Here is a 19,739-nt window from a genome sequence, read left to right as displayed (position 1 = left end):
GCTTTTAGATGAACCCGCCATTGACGCGGATCGTCTGCCCGGTAACCCACTGTGATTTGGCGCTGACCAGGAACTCAATCACATCAGCGATATCTTCCGGTTCGCCGAGCCGACCCATAGCATTCATTTTTTTCATGCCTTCGATTTGCTGCTCGGTTTTTCCTGCTTGGAAAAGCTCGGTGTTCACAGGACCGGGAGCCACGGCGTTGATCGTAATTTGCTTGCTTCCGAACTCCTTGGCTAGCTGACGTGTAAATTGCTCCACTGCGCCCTTGGTACCTGCGTATACGCTATATGCCGGGAACATTTGTCCGATTACGGATGTGGACAGGTTCACAATTCTTCCGTAGTCCTCCATATATTTCATGGCTTGCTGACAGGCAAAGAAAGTGCCCTTTACATTCAGTGCGAATTGTTTGTCAAAATCAACTTCGGTTACCTCAGCCAGAGGTTGGGTGATCATCAGCCCAGCGTTGTTAACCAGAATATCCACTTTACCAAATTTAGCAATCGTATTTGTAAATAATGCTTCAATATCACTCATTTTGCCCAGATCAGCGTGAAGTGCTATGGCTTTGCCGCCTTTTTGGATAATGCTCTCCATGACTTCTTGGGCTTTGTCCGGACTGCTGGCATAATTGATGACTACATTAGCGCCTAGATCAGCCAGTTGCTCGGCAATGGCACGTCCAATCCCTCTGGAGGACCCGGTGATAATTGCTGTTTTTCCGTCCAAATGCTTCATATGTGTTCAGCCCTGCTTTCCATATCTATTTTAAGTGATTCCTTTTTCTAAAAGCGTCCACACATCCGAAAACTCCTGATTAATCACAGGGCTCTTCCATTCGTAAGCATGAGCGGGGTGATGAAAACGGGCTGTGGCATAGAAAAGGGTACGCGCCAGTTGGGCTGGCTGATCTGATATGATGTCCCCGCGTGCAATGATATCAGCGAGATGATCCACAATGTGGGCGATATGCTGGTCGATTAAATCAGCGGCTTGCTCGGTGACCCTCGTATACATCTCGAACATTTCCTCGTCGTCGCGAGCATAATACTGTTTGAGTTCAACCAAGGTCTGTATATATCGTTTTAAATGTGGCGTTCCCAGTATAGATGAATTCTGACAGACCTCCGTTAACGGGCCAATAATCTTTTCATTCAGCCATTTCTCGGTCACGCCTTCAAGAAGCTCGGCCTTACTTTTAAAGTGTCGGTAAATGGTGCCATGACTTACTCCCAATACTTTGGCAACATCGGTTACGGAGGTTTTGGCTACACCAAAACGCCTAAGTGTGTCTTCAGTAGCAATGAGAATCTGTTCCTTGGTTAGCACATCTGAGGATTTTTCCATAGGGACACGGTCAAGTGCCGTGTGAGTCACCTCCTTGAAGTCAGGATAACACAAAGAGTATCAAATGACAAATATTCATTTTTGTCATTTGATACTCTTTTTTTAAAGAATCCAAAGAAATGAACAGAAAAACTACAATAGCGATTCGATGACAGGATCAATGGCGCAGGGCTCCGTTGTTACTTCAAACCTTCCTTTTATCTGGCCATCGCGATCGACCAAGAATTTAGAAAAATTCCACTTGATACCGTCGCCAGCGTATATTTCTGGATACTTATCCCGCAGGAAATCCTCCATCCATTGACCGTCTTTGGTTTGGGTATCGAAGCCTTGAAACGGTGCCTGTTGGGTCAGATATTGAAATAAAGGATGAGGAGATGAGCCTCTTACATCCGTCTTCTCAAAGAGCGGGAAGGTTACTCCATGGTTAATTTGACAGAATCCCTGAACCTCCGAATTGCTACCTGGCTCTTTTTCATTGAATTGGTTACAAGGAAACGCGAGGATTTCAAAGCCTTGTTCCCTCCGTCTCTCGTAGAGCCTCTGCAGATCCGCGAATTGACTGGAGAAGCTACACTTGCTGGCTGTGTTTACAATGAGGAGAACCTTTCCTCTGTAGTCTGAGAATTCAATCGGTTCCCCGTTAATTGAGGTTGCTTGAAAATCATAAATAGACATGTTAACGTTCCTCCTCAGGTTATTATTTAATACATCATATATCCAGAATTATTATTGGTCTAATATATTATTGGGATCAACTTTATAGGTATTTACAATAACTTCGTCATGCAGAACACATTGTCCATCTCTCTCTTGAAATCAAAGAAGACTCGCCTTAAAGAAAGTAGGAGATTTGCCTCTTTCATAGCAAACTGTGGCATTCGCCGTTACCAAGATAGAATATAGATGCATATTCATGTAATGTGTGCAAAAACCCAACAGAATCGAGGGATATTCGTGCCCATTGGAAAGATGATTCAATACAAGGAAATGCAACAACATCCCATTTTACGTTCTCACTTGCCCGAAACCCGCTGGATCAGTAATGCAAGGACTTTACGGATGCTGGATACCTATCGCACAGTCTTTATCAAGCCTAATTATGGGAGTGGAGGAACTGGCATCATACGTGCGAAAAAGCTGGGGAGGAAGTATGAGGTTCGTTGTGGCTCCAGTCGCAGAGTCGTTAGGTCCCACGCCGTAAGAAGAGCAGTTAGAACCTATCGGAGACCTCATCGTCGTTATTTGGTACAGCAAGGACTTAAGTTAGCCAAGTACAAAGGTTCCATTTTTGATGCCAGAGTGTATATGCAGAAGCCGGAATCGGAATGGGTCATTTCAGGAATAACCGGTCGTGTCGCTGCACCTCGAAAAGTCGTTACCAACTATCGGAAGGGAGGACATGCGGCGCCGTTGTCCAAAGTGCTTTTAAGGGTCTTTAAAAATGACAGAATAAAAATGAAAGAGATTCTGGACCAGATCATCGAGCTTTCTAGAATCATTGCCGACACGATAGATAAAAATCATCCGGTTCGCGAGCTGGGTATCGATCTTGCTATTGAAAAGAGCGGTCAAATCTGGATTATCGAGGCTAATCCGCATCCCGGACATATGTTGTTCAGGCAGCTCCCCAATCACAAGATGATTCGCAACATATTGAGAAACAAACGTCGTATTCATCATTAGGATAAAGTTTTTGAAATCATTCATTGATAAGAAAAGGAGGAGAACGCCCAAGCAAAGGTGCGGGAGCGTTCTCCGTTTTTTTTGTTAAATGACTGACGGATTTAAGACGAAGCTTTTATGTTAAAATATGTCCGCCATCCACATGAAGGACGGTTCCGGTCACAAACTGATTTTGAATCAAATAAAGTACACCTTGTGCAACATCCTCCGCAAGTCCAACTCGCTTTACAGGAAGCTTATGCGCGACCGTATCATAGAATTGATTACGCGTATTTTCAGGCATTTTGCTGCGGGAAGGTGTATCAATAATGCCGGGTGAGACGACATTCACGCGGATGGGAGCAAGTTCTAACGCCAAGGTTTGACCAAGATTCGAAACCGCTGCATTCACAGCACCGAGCGCAGAGGAGCCAATCATCGGCTTGTATGCCACCACTCCTGAAAATAAAGTAATGGAACCCTTGGTTGAGAGTTGGGAAGCCCCGTATTTAGCTGCATAATATTGGCCCCAAAATTTGTTTTCGAATAGCTTGCGGGCTTGATCCGTCTCCAACTGAAGGAATGACCCGCCTGATGTTTCTGCGGCGCTAACGATAAGATGATCATAGGGACCGACTTTTTCGAAGAAAGATTTTACCTGCTGCTCATCTGACGTGTCCAGCACATATATTGCAGCACGAGGGCCCAGCATTTCTTTGGCCTTGTGCAATTTATCCTCCGAGCGGCTGGCGATTACCACTTCCGCTCCAAGCGAAATGACTTGCTTAGCTGTTTCTAAACCGATACCTGAGCTTCCACCAATAATGACAATCTTTTTGTTTTGCAAATGGATTACCTCCTCGTATTAGAGAAAACATGACTTGCTACAGCGATATTGTATATGTAGTAAGTTTATTTAGGGAAGTAGTGATATTTAATTCATATAGTTTCCCAAAAGGAACTATTGTGATACCATTGGTTTTAACAGATGATTTTTGGAGGAGTTCCCATGCACGCCCAAGAACCTATTGAATTGACCAAAGGAATACCAGGCAAGCCGTGCCCTATTGCCCAAACACTTGATTTGATCGGAACGAAATGGACTTTTCTAATCATCCGTGATCTGCTTATCGAAGGAACACTGAGATTCAGCCAACTTCAGAAATCCATGAAGGGGATTAGTCCCAAAACGCTTTCCCTACGCCTGAAGGAACTTGAAGATAACGGCCTGTTAGAAAGAAAGGTATATGCCGAGGTTCCACCGCGAGTTGAATATTCGTTAACGGAAAAAGGGAAGCGACTGGAAAGTGTTTTTATTGAGCTGAAGAGATTTGGCTTAGATTTAGAAGCAGATCATTGAGGGATATGACTGCAACATTCCGAGGTATCGTTGAGCTGAACGATGCCTATTTCTTATATATATAAAGGGAAGCGCTTACTATAAAGTTCACAGAAAGTTCACTTATGTGGAGGTTTCGACTATTTATATAATTACCAAGGTACACAGAAGGGATGATGGAATTGCCAACAACGAAGAAAGAAAATTTTTATTTTGGTTTAATGATGTGCTTGGGGATGGTCGTATTCATGACATTTTATAATCTATATACAAATGACTTGATTGGCACAATATCTCTAAAAGTAATGTTTCTTCAATTTATTTTATGTTTTATCATTGCTTTCGTATTGGAATTATTTATTGTCGGTCCACTAGCAAAGAAAATAGCCTTCTCATTACCATACGACAAATCTAAAAAGGTATTTGTGATTCTGTCCCTTTCATGCTGTATGGTCATTGGAATGGTTCTTTGTATGTCACTTTATGGATTGGGGACAGCTTACTTTTTTAATGGTCTTTCGGGAGATTCATTATTTAAAAATTACTTATCTTTAGTTTTTAATAATTTTATTTTTGCTTTCCCTCTGCAGATCTTAATTGTAGGGCCGCTTGTTCGGTACTTATTTGCTAAATTCGTGAAAGGTACACGAATTGCGGTATCTATAAGCTAAAACGTAGTCAACGACGGTATACGATAGCTCAAAAGCCGCCTTCTGTCTGAGAAGGCGGCTTGTTTTTTTACGCAGAAGTCCCAGTATCTTTACAGTGTTTGTCCGCTGTCCACCGTAATGATCTGGCCTGTCATGGCTTCCTGTTCCAAAGCAGAGCAGATCATGCTCGCGATATCTTCGGGCGTGGAAATGCGCTGTAGGAGCAAATGAGGAAACAGTTGATTCATTTGTTCTTCTCTGCCTGCCCACCATCTTGTCGCTACGGCTCCCGGCACGATGCAATTGACGCGAATATCCGGTGCCAGTGCTCGTGCTAAAGATTTGGTCAGTCCGTGGACGGCCGCTTTGGATACCGCATAGGGAAGAGAGGAACCTAGCCCTGTTTGCCCTGCTATACTTCCAAGATTGACGATAGCTCCTTGTTTACTACGCTTCATAAAAGGAGCTACGGCTCTGGCACAGTAAAACATGCCTTTTACATTTACATCAAATAGATCATCCCATACCTCTTCCGTGGCTGGCTCCAGATCATCCATAGGAATGTGATGTGTAATGCTAGCGTTATTCACGAGTATATCAATCGTACCGAATTGCTGGACAATCTGGTCAACCATAGTTCGAACTTCCTGATCTCGGGAAACATCTGCCTGTAATGCGATAGCACGTCCGCCCTTTTCAAGGATCATACGTACCGTTTCCTCAGCATCGTTTTTAGAGCGGGAATAGTTTACGACTACTGTAGCTTTTCGATCTGCCAAGGCCATACATGCGGCTCTCCCAATTCCTGTACCTCCACCTGTAACCAGTGCTACTTTTTGATGTAAATCCATATATATTCGCTCCTTCTCCAACCAGTTCATTTTGCGTCTGAAAATAATATGATCTGATATGTATCATTGTAGAGGATGTATTGTGTTCTGTATAATTGAATTAACTGAATTTATGATTCAATAAAATTGAATTAATTGTGCGTATAGGAGACTGAGAATGGACATTAAAACGCTCAAAACATTTCAAATGATTGTGAATTACGGAAGTTTTATGCGTGCAGCGGAAGAGTTGAATTATGCACAATCTACCGTGACGATGCAAATACAGAAGCTGGAGTCCGATATGGGAATTCAACTGATCGAACGGGGCAAGAAAATAAAGTTAACTGAAGCGGGTAGGATGTTTTACGAGCAAAGTCTACATATTGTAAAGGATATGGAGCAATTGTATGAAAATATGGACAATCTGCAAAGAGGGACTACAGGTAACATTCGTATAGGAGTGACCGAACCGACTGCCAGTTATCGACTACCAGAAATTTTAAAACGCTTCTTAACCCATTATCCGAATATTCGGGTTTCTGTTGAGTTTGGGAATACCCCTACCTTAAGCGAGCGTATTCTCAAGGGAGATATTGACTTAGCGCTGTGTTCCACACCGGATGTGGGAACAGAGCTATATTTTGAACCTTTATTTAAGGAGAATTTTGTAGTTTTAATGCCTGAAAATCACCCGCTTGCGGAAAAAGAAAACATTGGGCCAGAGGATTTACAGGGGCATCGGTTGCTTATTACATCGGCCAGCTGTCCATATCGTCGCAAACTTGAAATGGTCATGAAGGAATATGGAATAACCACGCTAGACACGATGGAAATTGGCAGCATGACGGCTCTGAAATTTTATGTGGAAAGCGATTTGGGTATTGCCCTTGTGCCACAAATTCTGGTCAGTCCTATCCCGGCAGGAGTAGCGGTGAGGGAATTAAGCGGCAGCCTGATCGATATGACCTTCGGCCTTCTTTGCAAAGCAACAGACTATCCGCTAAGGCTGGCAAGCTCAAGGCTATATTCTGTGTTGAAGGAGGAGCTTGGGGAATGGTCCTCGGTGCATTGAGCTAGAGTAGCGAGTATGCAGGGAATTGTGTTTTCTGTCATCTTATGATGTAAATGCAGTACGGTATAAAACCGACTGCAATCGGCAGTCGGTTCGGTTTGTTTACTTTTTCTTAATCGGAATCCAAACTTCACTTCGGTAGTCTTCAGCATGTGAATCTCCCATAGTATACACTTCTAGTTCCGGGCCGCCTGAATGCTCATAATTACTGGCAGGGAACCATTCCTGAAAAATTCTTTGCCATACCTTTTGGATCGAGTGAGGCATAGGGCCGATGGATGTAAACACTGCCCAGGTTGAAGCCGGAATGGTTCTGGATTCCAGCCCATTCGCGGTCGCTACGTCTTCGCTGCCTTCTGCGGCGATTAAGTAACTAAACGTCTCCTCCCCATGTTTCATGTCCAAGCATATACCGAGTATATCGTCGCCTGTCCCCAAGGCATGAATCCGATCCGATGTACCATCCGCATTCAGTTCGTTCCAGAATTTTGGGATTTCTCGAAGATTATCGCCGTTCTTAGTGGTGACTTGAATGGACTTGCCAATGACCGTAAAGGCCGTTTTCTCTACAATTTTGTAATCCATTTCCTGATCTCCCTTCAACGATAGATGGAAGGTGATGCGTGGAAAGGCTTTCAGGTTCACCCCAGGGCTTCTGGCCTCAGAGGGAGAAATACCGTGTACCTTCCGGAACGCTTTAGAAAAAGATTCGGGGGAATCATATCCGTATTTGAACGCTACATCCAGCACCTTGGCGGAAGAAAGACTCAATTCCTGAGCAGCCAAGGTCAATCGACGTTTGCGCACATATTCTGCAACCGTGACGCCGGTTAGCATATGAAACATGCGCTGAAAATGGAAAGGAGACGAGTAGGCTGCCTTTGCAATTTCCTCGATATCGAGTGGCTGCTGCATTCTCTCTTCCATCAGATCGAGTGCGTTCTTGATCTGAAGCAACCATTCCAACCGCATCACCTTCCTTAGTTGTAATCATATCATTAGGAGTATCTGTAATCCTGTCTTTGCGTGCTCTTGTTGAACAGGTTCTGTCGCATAGTTTAATGTGGCTTGTACTTGGTTTCAAGACATAATTTCACAATGAAATTTTGGAGAAACAATGTGCCTGCCCCCTTGTGTTCATAATTAAAATTTGGGACAATGAAAGAGGCGCTTAAATAGCGCAGATAGCTTAAACATGCTATGATGCAATGATGGTTGAGACGAATGGTGCGTGCTTAGTTTTATATAGAGGAAGACGAATTTGAATGTTTTGAAATGAGGATCGAACATGAAAAAAGAATCCATTTATGGATTAACGCTAGTTCAATTGACAGCATGGCTCATCGAGCATGGACATAAGAAATCCCGGGCATTGCAGGTATGGGACGCATTGTATCGGAAGAGGGTTACTGATTTTGCAGCAATGGCAGAGGTACATGAGGATTGTACTCGCCTGTTGGCAGAGCACTTTTCCATTGAAACACTTGAAGAACACGTGAAGCAACAGTCAGCAGACGGGACGGTCAAGTTCTTGTTCCGGCTTCAGGATGGTAATTTGATTGAGACGGTATTGATGCGGCATAAGTTTGGCTTATCCGTATGTGTGACTACGCAGGTAGGATGTAACATTGGGTGCAGCTTCTGTGCGAGCGGATTGTTGAAGAAGAGCCGTGACCTGTCCAGCGGTGAAATTGTAGAGCAAATTATGAAGGTCCAGCTGTATCTGGATCAGGAACGTCCGGGCGACCAAGTCAGTCATGTCGTGGTGATGGGAATTGGCGAACCGTTTGATAACTTCGTGAACCTGTCCGATTTCATTCGGGTCATTAAGGATCACAAAGGGCTGGCGATTGGGCCGCGGCATATTACCGTTTCCACAAGTGGACTTGCCGATAAAATCATTGAATTTGCAGATTCCGACCTGCATGTCAATCTGGCGATCTCCCTCCACGCTCCGAATAATGAGATTCGTACTCGCATTATGAAGATCAACCGTGCGATTCCGATTGAGAAACTCATGCAGGCGATTGATTATTATTTGGACAAAACAAATCGTCGGATTACGCTGGAGTACATCCTGCTGAAGGATGTTAATGACGGTAAGGAGCATGCGCTCGAACTGGCTGAGCTGGTGGGCCATCGTCGTAATCTGGCCAATGTAAACCTGATTCCGTACAATCCGGTGGATGAGCATAGCCAATACCAGCGGAGTGAGTCGGAGTCGATTACGGGCTTCTATGATGTGCTGAAAAAACAAGGCATTAGCTGTAGTGTTCGGCTGGAGCATGGAGTCGATATTGACGCAGCCTGCGGACAGCTACGCAGCAAGCAAATCCGTAAGGATGCCAAGGGTAGCCGCAATGCGGAGCGCGAAGCCATTAGTTAAATACACAAGCGTACTCTCTAACAGGAGTACGCTTTTTTATATCACGAGTCGTAGGGCGAAACGTTGCCCTAAAATGTGAAAATAGTCACGTAATAGTTGCTGCTTTTACGTTATAGTGAGTGGTTAGTGGAGGGGTTATATGGCTAACGTAATTTCGAATGTGGCGCTCGTTCCGGGCATCTATGTGATGAAAATAGAGGGAAAGTTTAAAGGGAACATGGGGCAGTTTTACATGCTGCGCAGCGGGACAGGTTATCCACTGCTGCCCAGACCCATCAGCATTTATGATATCGGGGAAGAGAGTATTTCCTTTTTGTACCGGGTTGTTGGAGAGGGGACAAATTTGTTTTCCCAATTACAGCCTGGTCAGGAGATTCAGTTAGAAGGACCTTTCGGAAACGGTTTTCCGCAGGTAGAGGGTAGTTTGGCTTTAATCGGCGGTGGCATGGGTACAGCTCCGTTGCTGTTGGCTGCAAAGTACTACCCGCATGCGCATGTTTACCTGGGGTTTGCACAGCAAGCCTTCGGGGTTGAAGCGTTCGAAGCTGTGGCGGCATCTGTACAGGTCAAGGTAGGGGGAAGCATCGTCGAACAGGTCGATCCGACGCTTTATGCAAATATGTTCTCCTGCGGGCCAACTCCGATGTTGCAAGCACTCGCCATGAAAACGGTGGATACGTCGTCCCGTTTATATATTTCAACTGAAAGACACATGGCCTGTGGTATTGGCGCATGTTTGGGCTGTACGATGCGTACCCGTGGAGGCAATCGGAGGGTATGTAAAGAAGGGCCTGTATTCCCGGTGGAGGAGGTGGAGTTCGATGATCTCCATGGCGTGTAATATTGCGGGTGTACCGTTCAAGAACCCAATCATCATGGCTTCCGGTACGTTTGGATTCGGACGTGAGTATGCGGAATTTTATTCTCCTGAATTATTGGGCGGTATCGTCGGCAAGGGACTAACCCTGCATCCGAAGGCTGGTAATACGGGATCACGAATACATGAGACAGCATCCGGCATGCTCAATAGTGTAGGGCTGGAGAATCCGGGGGTTGCCGCCTTTTTGAAGGATGAACTGGATGACATGACTCACTGGAACACGGCTATTATTGCCAACGTAGGCGGCTCCAATCTGGAGGAATATGTTCAGGCCGTAGCGATGATTACGGAAAACGCACAAAAACGACGCACGATGAATCGAAGAGGCGTCGATATGCTGGAATTGAACATTTCGTGTCCCAATGTGAAGCAGGGTGGAATGCAATTTGGTATCCAGACGGAGGTAGCGCGGGAGGTTGTGCGTCAGGTGCGCAATGTGACTGCGCTTCCGTTGGTCGTCAAGCTGTCTCCAAACGCAGAGAACATCACGCAGATGGCGGTTATGTGCGAGGAAGAAGGCGCAGACGGAGTTTCGCTGATCAATACATTTTCTGCAATGAAAATAGATATACGCCGGCGTCGCAGTGTCTTCGCCAACACGTATGCTGGTCTTTCCGGCCCGGCAATTAAGCCAATTGCCTTGCGCATGGTTCACCAGGTGGCACAGGCGGTGTCGATTCCGGTGATCGGGATGGGCGGGATTAGCTCGGTAGAGGATATTATTGAATTCACCATGGCAGGGGCCGCTGCCATTCAGGTGGGAACGTACAACTTTGTCCATTTACATGCAGGGGCTGAACTGGTACATGGACTTGAACAATGGATGCAGCGGGAAAAGGTGCAGTCATTGGATGAGATACGGGGAATTTTGTGAATTTGAAACCTTTTAGCATACACTAATTCATATAGAACCGGCTTGTCTTTAAAAGACAAGCCGGTTTTATTTATTTACTGAAATAGCCAAGCTTCAACTAGTGGTTAATATCGCACTTGTTCAAGATGAACGAAATTTGATTTTCCAGTCGATGGATGGCATCCTCGGATGCCTGGTCGTTCGCACCTTGTTCCTGAAGCGCGGCGAGTTCCTGTTTTAGTTGATGAAGATCCTGCCCTGCATTGGCGCAGTTGTAGTTACTTTCGAGATTTTCGATCATCCTATATCCTCCATTTCGTTAGGTATACGTCCTTATTATGGAGAGTTGATACTTCCTTATTCAGCATATTGTCTTAATTCAGATAAAGTTTACGTTGTTGTCGCTGGAATGCATAGAGCTTGCAGATGAAGAAGGAAATTGTCAAACGGTGTCGAATAACAAGGGATTATAGGGAAAGAGATAGGCTCTTTTTCCTAATGGAGAGCTTGACAAAGAAGCTGGGTGATGGGGTTGCGGTTAATAGGTAAGTCGAAGCCGAGACGACAATTCAAAGTTTCGCTACAATTCATGATTATTATTTTGGTTGTTTTAGCTATTATTATTTCCTTAATTATATCCTTGCTTCTCATTCGTAATTTCGTAATTAACCAACATTTTGATAATACGAAGGAAAAACTTTCGGGTATTGCCAAGGTGGTCGCTAGTGACAACGATGTTATTCGTAATGTTGAGCAGGGAGTCCCTGTGAAGCAGATCCAAGACTACTCGCTTGGAGTCATGCACAACGTTAATGTGGATTTTGTAGTCATTCTGAACCACGATTTAATTCGGCTATCTCATCCGAATGCAACGATGGTTGGCAAACCGTTCTCTGATTTGAATGATGCCAGAAGAGCGCTATCCGGTCAGGGACATTTTTCTGAGAATATAGGTATTTTGGGCAAAGGTTACCGATATTTTACGCCGATATTTAATCAACAGCATGAGGTCATTGGCATTGTATGTGTAGGGCTGACCATGAGGACCCTAAATCATGATTTGATGCAGGCGCAGTATACCATTTTTGGGGGGCTGATGCTGGGACTCTTTAGTGGAGTTTTGGGCGCGATCATTCTGGCTCAGAAAATCAAAACGATTTTATTTGGGCTTGAGCCGCAAGAGATAGCAACACGATTGCGCGAAAAAGAAATTATTGAAAATGAGGTCGCTGAAGGAATTATAGCCATTTCGGCGGACAAGAAAATTATGCTCATGAACAAAGAAGCTCAGGCCAAGTACCAACTGGCGAACCAAGAGATAAAAGCCCCGATTGGCGAGCAGCTAGATACCAACTTTTATAACGTACTCTTCAAGAGAGTGTTTGATGATAAGAAGAAGATCAAGGATCGCTCATTTTATGTGAATGGTATAGAAGTCATTGCGACAGTAACCCCTATATATATTGAAAATGAGTTTTTTGGGGCGGTTGCAACGTTGCGCGACCAATCCGAGATGATTCATCTTAGTAACCAGTTAAGTGGTACAAAATATTATATTAACTCCCTTCGTGGACAGACTCATGAATTTATGAACAAAATGCACGTAATATCCGGGCTGATTGAAATGAGGAAATATGCGGAGGTCAGTCAATATATTCAGCAGCTAAATCACCGGTATCAAGACGAGGTAGGCTTTCTGACTGAGAGAATTAAAGTTCCGGCATTAGCAGGTTTTATTATGGGTAAAATCAACGAAGCACGCGAACAGAATATTTCGGTTCTTCTTGCAGAAAGCTCGAATGTCTCTAATGTGGAGATGCAGGATATCGTTCATGATGTCATACACATCCTGGGTAATTTTTTTGACAACGCCATAGATTCCATCTTACAAAAAAAAGAACCCGGCAAAATTGAGCTGAAATTGAACTATGAGTGTGAGGGAAATGTATTTATTTTGAAAGTGAAAGATAATGGGTTGGGGATTGATTTTGAGATGCAAAAAAGAATATTCGAGCATGGCTTTTCAACCAAAGGAGAAGACAGAGGCTACGGCTTGAATCTGGTTAAAACCATGGTGGAAAATCATCAAGGAATCATTGAGCTTGATAGCCAACCGGGTCTGGGAACAAGTATTTATGTAGAGTTGCCCTGTACATTGGAGGTGACAAATGAATGAAAGTTCTAATTGTTGAGGATGATCCGATGGTTGCTGAGCTCAATCAACAGTTTATCGAGCGCATGGACAATTTGGACGTTGTATGTAAGGCAGATACCGTCAAGAAAGCACAGGACTGTCTTCAAAAATGGAAACCGGATCTGGTATTACTGGACGTTTATTTACCTGGAAAAAGCGGATTAACTTTATTATCACATATGCAGGAGCATCAATATCATGCTTCGGTTATTTTAATTACGGCTGCAAAAGATATTCAGACGGTGAAGGAAGCTGTTTTTTATGGTGTTGCAGACTATTTAATTAAACCCTTTACATTCGAACGCTTTAGACTGGCTGTTGAGAAAATCCAGCGCCTAGCCACGGTGATGGAGGAAGGGAACGGAATTAATCAAGCTGTCATTGACCATTATTTTAATAAAGAAGAGTATACGGGTGTGGAGAAGAAAAAACCTGTTGAACATCCATCGCATAATCTACCGAAAAACCTGTCTAAAAATTTGTCCAAACTGACCATGACCACGATACTGAAGAGTATTCAAGAGCTGGACGGACCATTCTCGGTTGAAACGTTAGCCAGAGAAGTGGACTTGTCCCGTATCACGGTAAAAAAATATATTCAGTTCCTGGTGGACGATGGCTTCCTGGTTGAATCGATAGAATATCACAAGGTTGGCAGGCCGCTAATGCTATATCAGTTGAATCCTGATATAAAAGAACCGCCATTTCCATTGTAATCTGGAAATAGCGGTTCTTTTTTTGTTCACAAGAGTACCGAGCTTCCTAATTATTTCATAGAGAGAACAGGAAGTGGGACCAGGTTATCTGAAGAATGAGTTGTAACGATATCATGGAAGTTGTCGTAGCTAGTTTCAATCATGTTGGATAACGCCGTAACGGTATTCGAGCCAGCATGAGGCGTTACCAAAACTCTTGGATACAGCTCCACAAGCTTCTGGATCGTTGGGTCCGGGAGCATTTGCCATGGTTCAAATGCTTTAAAGAATAATTCATCTTCTTTAGGGAAGACATCCGTAGCGAAGCCTTCCAGATGGTTACTGAGCAAAGCGTCCAAAATGGCTTGGTTATCTTGTAATTCTCCACGTGATGTATTGATAAGAATAGATCCCTTTTTCATTTTTGCTAAAAAGCTGGCGTTAATCATTTTGTCGTTCTGTCCCGGCAGATAAGGAACATGCACACTAACGACATCACACTCTGCTAGTAATTCATCCAAGGTTGTGAATGGAATGACTTCCTTGGCTGCGTCCGATTGGTACACATCATAGCCGATAACAGAAGCACCTAATCCTTTAAATAATTTGGCTTCTGTCAGACCAATGCGGCCGACCCCAATTATCCCAACTTTACAGTTATGGATCTCTTTGCTGAATGTATGCTCGTCCACAATAAAATTTTTGAACGAGCTTTTGGTAGTCATATAAGCGGTGTGTCGGAACAGCATCATTGCTAAGGTTAAGGAGAGCTCGGCGATGGCATTCGGAGAGTAGGATGGTACGCGTGCCACCTTCATTCCGAATTCGCTGCAGGCATCCAAATCAATGTGGTTGATTCCGACTGTTCTGGTAAAAACATATCGAATGCCGTATTCATTGAATTTTGTGATATTTTCCCGATTGGCAGCACAGTTTCCTCTTAGCAAAACGGCATCGTGATGCTGTGCCAATTCTGCATTGCTAGTGGTTAACAACTCTTCTACCAGCGTTAGTTGAAAGTTATATTTATTGAGATCCTGGAAATAGGGTTTCTCATAAGAACGGACACCATAGCAAATGATTTTTAACATGTTGTTTTCCCCCTGATTTAGAAAATTCCAATTTTATCAATGACATTGAGCGTAACGATCCACACTGGAATCATGACGACAGAAGTAATAGTTGATAGAAGCGATGCATTGGAGGTCAATATGGCTTCCTTATCAAAACTGATCGCATAGGCTGCGGCTACGGTAGCTGTTGGAGTAGCCATCATGATGACAATAGTAGCTAAAGCGACAGAATCGACTGACAGAATATGAGATACAGTCAACAAAGCCAGCAAGACGATGTTAACAATGGGTACAAGCCAAACCTTAACTATGCTGTAATACCAAGAGGTCTTATCAGTAGCTGCCGACTTGAAGCTGATCTCCCCTAATGTCGAGCCAATCGATAACCAGGCTAACGGAGAAGCTAGTCCAGCAAGGTAGGTCATGGGCTTGAACAGCCAGCCAGCGGTTTGATCAATTCTTAGAAAGGCGAACTGCTGAATGGCCCCATCCTCTGTAGCTACACTCATCTGTGGCAAATAACCTTGAAACAACCAAACAAACAGGCCTAGAAACGTGGCGATAACGATCGGATTCAAAAACATGGTTTTGAGATTTTTAAGCTCCATTTTCAAGCCGCTCATTTTGATATAGCCATAGGAGTATAAGAAAATGCGGTACCCTATGTTAAAAATGGAACTGTACATCACTCCGGTAGGACCGTAAATGGCTCCGACAATTGGAATTCCGAAGAAAGTCGTAGAACCGAAAATGGTTAACACCCGCAAAACATCCTGTTTATCCTTGTTGTAGCTCAGAAAGAACGGTTTAGAAATAAAGATGAGAATAATATAAATTAGAACTCCCCATATTAAAACATTCATTCCTTGTTTTAACATTGTAGGATTAATGTCCTGCATGAAAGAATTAAAGGCTAGTGCTGGTAGAGCCACGGTTAGAACAACCTTGGATAACAACTTTCCTACTGCTGCGTTAAAAATCCCCTTCTTGCGGCAAAAGAAACCAAGAAGGATAATAAAAACGGTGGAAGCGATAGAACTGACAATTTTGTTATCTGTTAAGGTCGCTGTAATCATTTCTAGTAAAGACATAAATAAAACCCTCTCTTGTACCTTTTTTCACATAAATGACGATGCAATTCCCTGATCTTTTGGCCAAAGTGTTGGTTTGCACTTTTATAGTAAAATGACTTTGTGAAAAAAAGAACAATATCTAATTAATTTAACTTATGAAACTAATTTAAAAAATTTATACGTTACATCAGATGGCAAATGAAACGAGAGGGGACGTCTTCACGGAATGATTATTTCTTGGCTTTGTTAGTGCTCATCAACATTCGTGCTATAATGTAAATCATTAAAACCCACTTGATTAGTGGGTTAAATAGAAAAGACGAGCAGGAGGGGCCGCATGAATCCGATACAACATATACTGGACGAATTTCAGCTGATCGTGCTGGACGGCGCAATGGCGACCGAGCTGGAGCGTCATGGACATGATCTGAACGATAGCTTATGGTCAGCTAAAATCCTCCATGAGCATCCGGAGTCGATCAAGCGTGTGCATAGAGATTATTTTGAGGCTGGGGCAGACTGTGCGATTACTGCGAGCTATCAGGCTACCGTTGAAGGCTATGTTAAACGAGGCCTAAGCGAAAATGAGGCGCTGGAGCTGATTCAATCATCGGTGCGGATTGCTGTGCAGGCACGCGATGAGTTTTGGGCTGACGTGACGGCTACTGCAAGTCAGCGGCATCGTCCCAAGCCGCTAGTCGCGGCCTCTGTAGGCCCTTACGGGGCGTTTTTGGCAGATGGATCAGAGTATCGCGGCGATTACAAACTGAGCGAGGAACAGCTAGTGGAGTTCCACAGGCCGCGTATGAAAGCTCTGATTGAGGCGGGTGCAGATATTTTAGCTTGTGAAACGATACCCTGTCTGGTTGAAGCCAAGGCCATCGCCCGATTGCTGAAGGAATTCCCTGGCACGTATGCCTGGATCAGCTTTAGCGCAAAGGATGGGCAGCATATCAGCAATGGTGAGTCTGCCGCTGCATGTGCTGAGTGGCTGAATGGGCATGAGCAAGTGGCTGCTGTAGGAATCAATTGCACTTTGCCGAAATTCGTTCCATCGCTTATTCACGAAATACGCAGCCACACGGATAAGCCTGTGGTGGTATATCCCAATCTGGGGGAGGAATATGACCCGGTCACCAAGACATGGCACGGCAGCACTTGTACAGAGACATTCGGACAAAGTGCCCGCCAATGGTATGAAGCGGGAGCTCGTCTGATTGGCGGTTGTTGCCGGACTCAGCCGCAGGATATTAAAGAAATAGCATCATGGTCGAGAGATGAATAAACGGAGATAAACGATGGCCCGAAAAAGAACAAGCAGGCTGAACCAAGTTGTGCTCCAGTAATGGAGCACAACTTGGTTCAGCCTGCTTTGTTTACTGCCTGCGCCGATCCGGTCAGCTTTCTGCCAAACGTTCCAGCAGCGCGTCTCCATTGCGGCTCACCCGAATATGGGCAAAATGTGCGTTCTGTTCTACAGTACGTCCGGTTCCCTCAGGAATGAAATAATTCTCAATACCGTACAGAATACGGGAACCATACCATTGTCCATTTAGAATGACCTCATGGCTGGCAAGTTTTTCACCATCTTGATATAGGCGATCCGCGACGTATACTCCTTGGCTATCTGGTGTGAGAACGACTTTGACCTTGCCTCGGCTCCATTCCTCCTCCTGAAGAGGGGACTTGGAAGGCGGGGTAGATATGTCGTAATTCAGTGCCACATAATCGCCTTGCAGCAGGGAGCGCGGGTCTACAGGAGCTAGTTTGAGCTTAATGGAAGCCCCTGTGGCGAGCAGGGTTTCACTTCTCGCCGTCTGATAGCCGATGATCCCCAGCTGTAGCACGATGACAATGGCAATGAGTAACGGGCTTAAGCGCATAAAGCTAAAGCTGCGGTGGTCGGCATCGAATGCTGCTTTGCCGCTATGGGCCATTCGCCGATCCGCCCACCAGGTAATTCCGAGCGCAATGATCCCCAGTAGCGCCAGCGTAAAAGATTTATACAGTAGCGTCCACAATAAATCATAATATTTGAAGCCGATAAAAATAAACCAGAAGACAACGCTCGTGATAGCCTCCGATTTTTGTTTCAGACGGGCAAAGGCAAAGACCATCCCGGTAACGATAACAAAATAAAAAATGTTAATGAACATATAAGAGTGTGGAACGACATCCTCGAAAAACGTCGCCCAAAACAGGAACAGCAAGCTGAAAAATAATGAGCTATTCCGTAGATGTTCTTTTAACTCCGTCTTGGATATAAAGTAACTTACCCCATATAACACGGCATTGACGATGAAAAGAGAGAAGATGATGAACTTATAGGTCCAGTTCCAACCATCCCACTCCTGATACTGCTGAAATAAAATGGTCGCCAGATTCAGGTTTACAAAGGTGTAGGCAAAAAACAACTGCCTTTTCCCCTTGGAGCGAAACCATCCAGCGATGGAAACGATCAGAAATAATACCGAAAGCAGCGACTGATCTGACCATAGAATGGCCGCCAAGCCTGTAATATAGCTGATGGTCAGCAGTGTATAACGTATTACCGAATCCAGCTTGGATTCCGGTATGACAATCATCAAAATCATAAGCAGCAACGACACAACCAACAGTACATATTCGGTGTGGTTTACATTCGTGCTAATCATAATCAATCCGATGAGAGATATACTGCCGATCAGCACTCCAACCACTTTGATCACACGGGATACGGTTTTGCTAATCCATTCACTGCCATGTTCCTCGTGGACGGTCGCTTCATTCTTTGATGTACTGATGTCCGTTGTCCCTGAATCCGGCAGTGTTTTCCCCAAACGATTCAAATAGCGGAAAAACCACACGTTACCCGTCAGCAGCAACGCCACAAAAATCAAACCAAAAACAAAAAACAGAGATGAGGAGTACGCCTCAGCCAGCTCTATAAATTTAAAGACAGCAAACGCCGAAAGTGCCAATGCATTCAAGGTCAGTAGCGTTTTATTCAGCCGCACCTTGATAAATATATAAAATCCTAAAGCAATCGCAGCAATATGCGGTACATTCATGACCATGCCATACTCATCAAATGCAAAGGAATTGGTCATCGCTAACATAGCTATATGGAAAACCGTAAAGCTCATATATTGTAGTGGAGCAGAATGTATACGATCGAGAAACGCCAATAAACATAGCAGCAGATTGACTATTGCGAACATTCCGGCAATGGACAACGATTCCAGCTCGCTATAAGGCACACTTTGCATCGTAGGGTAAAAATAAAGCCACAAACCAAGATGAATTAGTACATAAGACAGCATATAAAAAGGATTGTAGCGAGTAATCCAGCTAAGCAGTAGAGCCGGCACCGACCAAATGAAAAACAATCCGTAGCTGTCCGCATGGGAATTGTAAATTTGACCGAGCAATGCCACGGAAACGCCAAAGGCTATACAGCCAGCCACCAAAAACATATTAGACAGAAAAGCTTGTTGACCGGGAACAGCACGTATCCGTGCAAATACAAAAGACAAGCCGTAGAACAGAACAATAAGTGCAGCAGCAAGTACAATCTTGAATGTCCGATCCAGTCCACCCCAATTGGAGGCGAAAAAATAAATAATTGCGGCCAGTATCAGTGAGATGCCCAGCAGATAGCCCGTACGTATCGCATTGAATCGCAGCATGGAT

20 protein-coding genes are annotated in these 19,739 nt (G+C 44.3%); 10 read left to right on the top strand and 10 right to left on the bottom strand.

Annotated features, from left to right (window positions below; translation table 11 throughout):
* Window positions 1-4 precede the first annotated feature (4 nt).
* The 3 genes from ACUYLD_RS13450 to ACUYLD_RS13440 form a co-directional block, all read right to left on the bottom strand.
* Window positions 5-745: an SDR family oxidoreductase gene (locus tag ACUYLD_RS13450; RefSeq protein ID WP_446675267.1), complete on the bottom strand. Its 741-nt coding sequence runs from the start codon at window positions 743-745 to the stop codon at window positions 5-7.
* A 30-nt stretch (window positions 746-775) separates the two neighbouring features.
* A complete protein-coding gene (locus ACUYLD_RS13445) occupies window positions 776-1,354 on the bottom strand; it encodes a TetR/AcrR family transcriptional regulator (RefSeq protein ID WP_061829804.1) in 579 nt (192 codons plus the stop codon).
* A 132-nt stretch (window positions 1,355-1,486) separates the two neighbouring features.
* Window positions 1,487-2,032 carry a glutathione peroxidase gene (locus tag ACUYLD_RS13440; RefSeq protein WP_446675266.1) on the bottom strand — a complete coding sequence of 182 codons (546 nt, stop codon included), beginning with the start codon at window positions 2,030-2,032 and terminating at the stop codon, window positions 1,487-1,489.
* 279 nt (window positions 2,033-2,311) lie between these two features.
* Between ACUYLD_RS13440 and ACUYLD_RS13435 the strand changes: the two genes are divergently transcribed.
* Complete coding sequence (locus tag ACUYLD_RS13435) at window positions 2,312-3,040, top strand: YheC/YheD family protein (RefSeq protein WP_231109436.1); 729 nt, start codon at window positions 2,312-2,314, stop codon at window positions 3,038-3,040.
* A gap of 115 nt (window positions 3,041-3,155) precedes the next feature.
* On the opposite strand, the gene ACUYLD_RS13430 is transcribed toward ACUYLD_RS13435, so the two are convergent.
* On the bottom strand, window positions 3,156-3,866 hold the full coding sequence (locus tag ACUYLD_RS13430; protein WP_165178166.1) for an SDR family oxidoreductase: 711 nt from the start codon (window positions 3,864-3,866) through the stop codon (window positions 3,156-3,158).
* 162 nt (window positions 3,867-4,028) lie between these two features.
* Between ACUYLD_RS13430 and ACUYLD_RS13425 the strand changes: the two genes are divergently transcribed.
* Window positions 4,029-4,379 (top strand): winged helix-turn-helix transcriptional regulator, encoded by a 351-nt coding sequence (locus tag ACUYLD_RS13425; protein ID WP_069290696.1) that lies wholly within the window; start codon window positions 4,029-4,031, stop codon window positions 4,377-4,379.
* 161 nt (window positions 4,380-4,540) lie between these two features.
* On the top strand, window positions 4,541-5,029 hold the full coding sequence (locus ACUYLD_RS13420) for a hypothetical protein (protein ID WP_446675265.1): 489 nt from the start codon (window positions 4,541-4,543) through the stop codon (window positions 5,027-5,029).
* Window positions 5,030-5,118: 89 nt separating this feature from the next.
* Here the strand turns inward: ACUYLD_RS13420 and ACUYLD_RS13415 are convergent, their stop codons facing one another.
* A complete protein-coding gene (locus tag ACUYLD_RS13415; RefSeq protein WP_446675264.1) occupies window positions 5,119-5,859 on the bottom strand; it encodes an SDR family NAD(P)-dependent oxidoreductase in 741 nt (246 codons plus the stop codon).
* Window positions 5,860-6,016: 157 nt separating this feature from the next.
* On the opposite strand from ACUYLD_RS13415, the gene ACUYLD_RS13410 reads away from it, so the two are divergent.
* On the top strand, window positions 6,017-6,913 hold the full coding sequence (locus ACUYLD_RS13410) for a LysR family transcriptional regulator (protein WP_254349846.1): 897 nt from the start codon (window positions 6,017-6,019) through the stop codon (window positions 6,911-6,913).
* 102 nt (window positions 6,914-7,015) lie between these two features.
* Here the strand turns inward: ACUYLD_RS13410 and ACUYLD_RS13405 are convergent, their stop codons facing one another.
* Window positions 7,016-7,885 carry an AraC family transcriptional regulator gene (locus ACUYLD_RS13405; RefSeq protein WP_446675263.1) on the bottom strand — a complete coding sequence of 290 codons (870 nt, stop codon included), beginning with the start codon at window positions 7,883-7,885 and terminating at the stop codon, window positions 7,016-7,018.
* A 316-nt stretch (window positions 7,886-8,201) separates the two neighbouring features.
* Here ACUYLD_RS13405 and rlmN point away from each other — a divergent pair, with 316 nt between their 5' ends.
* The 3 genes from rlmN to ACUYLD_RS13390 all read left to right on the top strand — a co-directional run bounded on the left by rlmN (window position 8,202) and on the right by ACUYLD_RS13390 (window position 11,053).
* Window positions 8,202-9,299 (top strand): 23S rRNA (adenine(2503)-C(2))-methyltransferase RlmN, encoded by a 1,098-nt coding sequence (gene rlmN / locus ACUYLD_RS13400; protein ID WP_446675262.1) that lies wholly within the window; start codon window positions 8,202-8,204, stop codon window positions 9,297-9,299.
* A 139-nt stretch (window positions 9,300-9,438) separates the two neighbouring features.
* The gene (locus ACUYLD_RS13395) at window positions 9,439-10,140 is read left to right on the top strand and encodes a dihydroorotate dehydrogenase electron transfer subunit (RefSeq protein WP_069290692.1); all 702 of its coding nucleotides are present in this window, start codon (window positions 9,439-9,441) and stop codon (window positions 10,138-10,140) included.
* Complete coding sequence (locus tag ACUYLD_RS13390; RefSeq protein ID WP_061829812.1) at window positions 10,121-11,053, top strand: dihydroorotate dehydrogenase; 933 nt, start codon at window positions 10,121-10,123, stop codon at window positions 11,051-11,053. Before ACUYLD_RS13395 ends, ACUYLD_RS13390 begins: the two co-directional genes overlap by 20 nt.
* Before the next feature lie 97 nt (window positions 11,054-11,150).
* Here ACUYLD_RS13390 and ACUYLD_RS13385 read toward each other — a convergent pair whose 3' ends face one another.
* On the bottom strand, window positions 11,151-11,333 hold the full coding sequence (locus ACUYLD_RS13385) for a hypothetical protein (RefSeq protein WP_061829813.1): 183 nt from the start codon (window positions 11,331-11,333) through the stop codon (window positions 11,151-11,153).
* A gap of 225 nt (window positions 11,334-11,558) precedes the next feature.
* Here ACUYLD_RS13385 and ACUYLD_RS13380 point away from each other — a divergent pair, with 225 nt between their 5' ends.
* Window positions 11,559-13,208 carry an ATP-binding protein gene (locus tag ACUYLD_RS13380; protein WP_254328076.1) on the top strand — a complete coding sequence of 550 codons (1,650 nt, stop codon included), beginning with the start codon at window positions 11,559-11,561 and terminating at the stop codon, window positions 13,206-13,208.
* Window positions 13,205-13,942 (top strand): response regulator, encoded by a 738-nt coding sequence (locus ACUYLD_RS13375; RefSeq protein WP_322159011.1) that lies wholly within the window; start codon window positions 13,205-13,207, stop codon window positions 13,940-13,942. The genes ACUYLD_RS13380 and ACUYLD_RS13375 overlap by 4 nt, the downstream gene beginning before the upstream one ends.
* Before the next feature lie 50 nt (window positions 13,943-13,992).
* On the opposite strand, the gene ACUYLD_RS13370 is transcribed toward ACUYLD_RS13375, so the two are convergent.
* Window positions 13,993-15,012, bottom strand: a complete 1,020-nt coding sequence (locus tag ACUYLD_RS13370; RefSeq protein WP_235306733.1) for a 2-hydroxyacid dehydrogenase — start codon at window positions 15,010-15,012, stop codon at window positions 13,993-13,995.
* Window positions 15,013-15,029: 17 nt separating this feature from the next.
* Window positions 15,030-16,085, bottom strand: a complete 1,056-nt coding sequence (locus ACUYLD_RS13365; protein WP_446675261.1) for an AEC family transporter — start codon at window positions 16,083-16,085, stop codon at window positions 15,030-15,032.
* Between the two features lie 319 nt (window positions 16,086-16,404).
* On the opposite strand from ACUYLD_RS13365, the gene mmuM reads away from it, so the two are divergent.
* On the top strand, window positions 16,405-17,352 hold the full coding sequence (mmuM, locus tag ACUYLD_RS13360; RefSeq protein ID WP_254349852.1) for a homocysteine S-methyltransferase: 948 nt from the start codon (window positions 16,405-16,407) through the stop codon (window positions 17,350-17,352).
* A 112-nt stretch (window positions 17,353-17,464) separates the two neighbouring features.
* Here the strand turns inward: mmuM and ACUYLD_RS13355 are convergent, their stop codons facing one another.
* Window positions 17,465-19,735 (bottom strand): GDYXXLXY domain-containing protein, encoded by a 2,271-nt coding sequence (locus ACUYLD_RS13355; protein WP_446675336.1) that lies wholly within the window; start codon window positions 19,733-19,735, stop codon window positions 17,465-17,467.
* Window positions 19,736-19,739: the final 4 nt, after the last annotated feature.

The organism is Paenibacillus sp. SER-28, from assembly GCF_052906305.1.
This window is presented reverse-complemented; position numbering and strand designations above follow the sequence as displayed.

Excerpts from the sequence above, each read along its gene's own strand:
- ACUYLD_RS13390 (WP_061829812.1), top strand. The coding sequence starts at position 10,121 with ATGATCTCCATGGCGTGTAATATTGCGGGTGTACCGTTCAAGAACCCA.
- ACUYLD_RS13395 (WP_069290692.1), top strand. The coding sequence starts at position 9,439 with ATGGCTAACGTAATTTCGAATGTGGCGCTCGTTCCGGGCATCTATGTG.
- ACUYLD_RS13365 (WP_446675261.1), bottom strand. The coding sequence starts at position 16,085 with ATGTCTTTACTAGAAATGATTACAGCGACCTTAACAGATAACAAAATT.
- rlmN (WP_446675262.1), top strand. The coding sequence starts at position 8,202 with ATGAAAAAAGAATCCATTTATGGATTAACGCTAGTTCAATTGACAGCA.
- ACUYLD_RS13355 (WP_446675336.1), bottom strand. The coding sequence starts at position 19,735 with ATGCTGCGATTCAATGCGATACGTACGGGCTATCTGCTGGGCATCTCA.
- ACUYLD_RS13425 (WP_069290696.1), top strand. The coding sequence starts at position 4,029 with ATGCACGCCCAAGAACCTATTGAATTGACCAAAGGAATACCAGGCAAG.
- ACUYLD_RS13385 (WP_061829813.1), bottom strand. The coding sequence starts at position 11,333 with ATGATCGAAAATCTCGAAAGTAACTACAACTGCGCCAATGCAGGGCAG.
- ACUYLD_RS13450 (WP_446675267.1), bottom strand. The coding sequence starts at position 745 with ATGAAGCATTTGGACGGAAAAACAGCAATTATCACCGGGTCCTCCAGA.
- ACUYLD_RS13415 (WP_446675264.1), bottom strand. The coding sequence starts at position 5,859 with ATGGATTTACATCAAAAAGTAGCACTGGTTACAGGTGGAGGTACAGGA.
- ACUYLD_RS13410 (WP_254349846.1), top strand. The coding sequence starts at position 6,017 with ATGGACATTAAAACGCTCAAAACATTTCAAATGATTGTGAATTACGGA.
- ACUYLD_RS13440 (WP_446675266.1), bottom strand. The coding sequence starts at position 2,032 with ATGTCTATTTATGATTTTCAAGCAACCTCAATTAACGGGGAACCGATT.
- ACUYLD_RS13405 (WP_446675263.1), bottom strand. The coding sequence starts at position 7,885 with ATGCGGTTGGAATGGTTGCTTCAGATCAAGAACGCACTCGATCTGATG.
- ACUYLD_RS13380 (WP_254328076.1), top strand. The coding sequence starts at position 11,559 with ATGGGGTTGCGGTTAATAGGTAAGTCGAAGCCGAGACGACAATTCAAA.
- ACUYLD_RS13375 (WP_322159011.1), top strand. The coding sequence starts at position 13,205 with ATGAAAGTTCTAATTGTTGAGGATGATCCGATGGTTGCTGAGCTCAAT.
- ACUYLD_RS13370 (WP_235306733.1), bottom strand. The coding sequence starts at position 15,012 with ATGTTAAAAATCATTTGCTATGGTGTCCGTTCTTATGAGAAACCCTAT.
- ACUYLD_RS13445 (WP_061829804.1), bottom strand. The coding sequence starts at position 1,354 with ATGGAAAAATCCTCAGATGTGCTAACCAAGGAACAGATTCTCATTGCT.
- mmuM (WP_254349852.1), top strand. The coding sequence starts at position 16,405 with ATGAATCCGATACAACATATACTGGACGAATTTCAGCTGATCGTGCTG.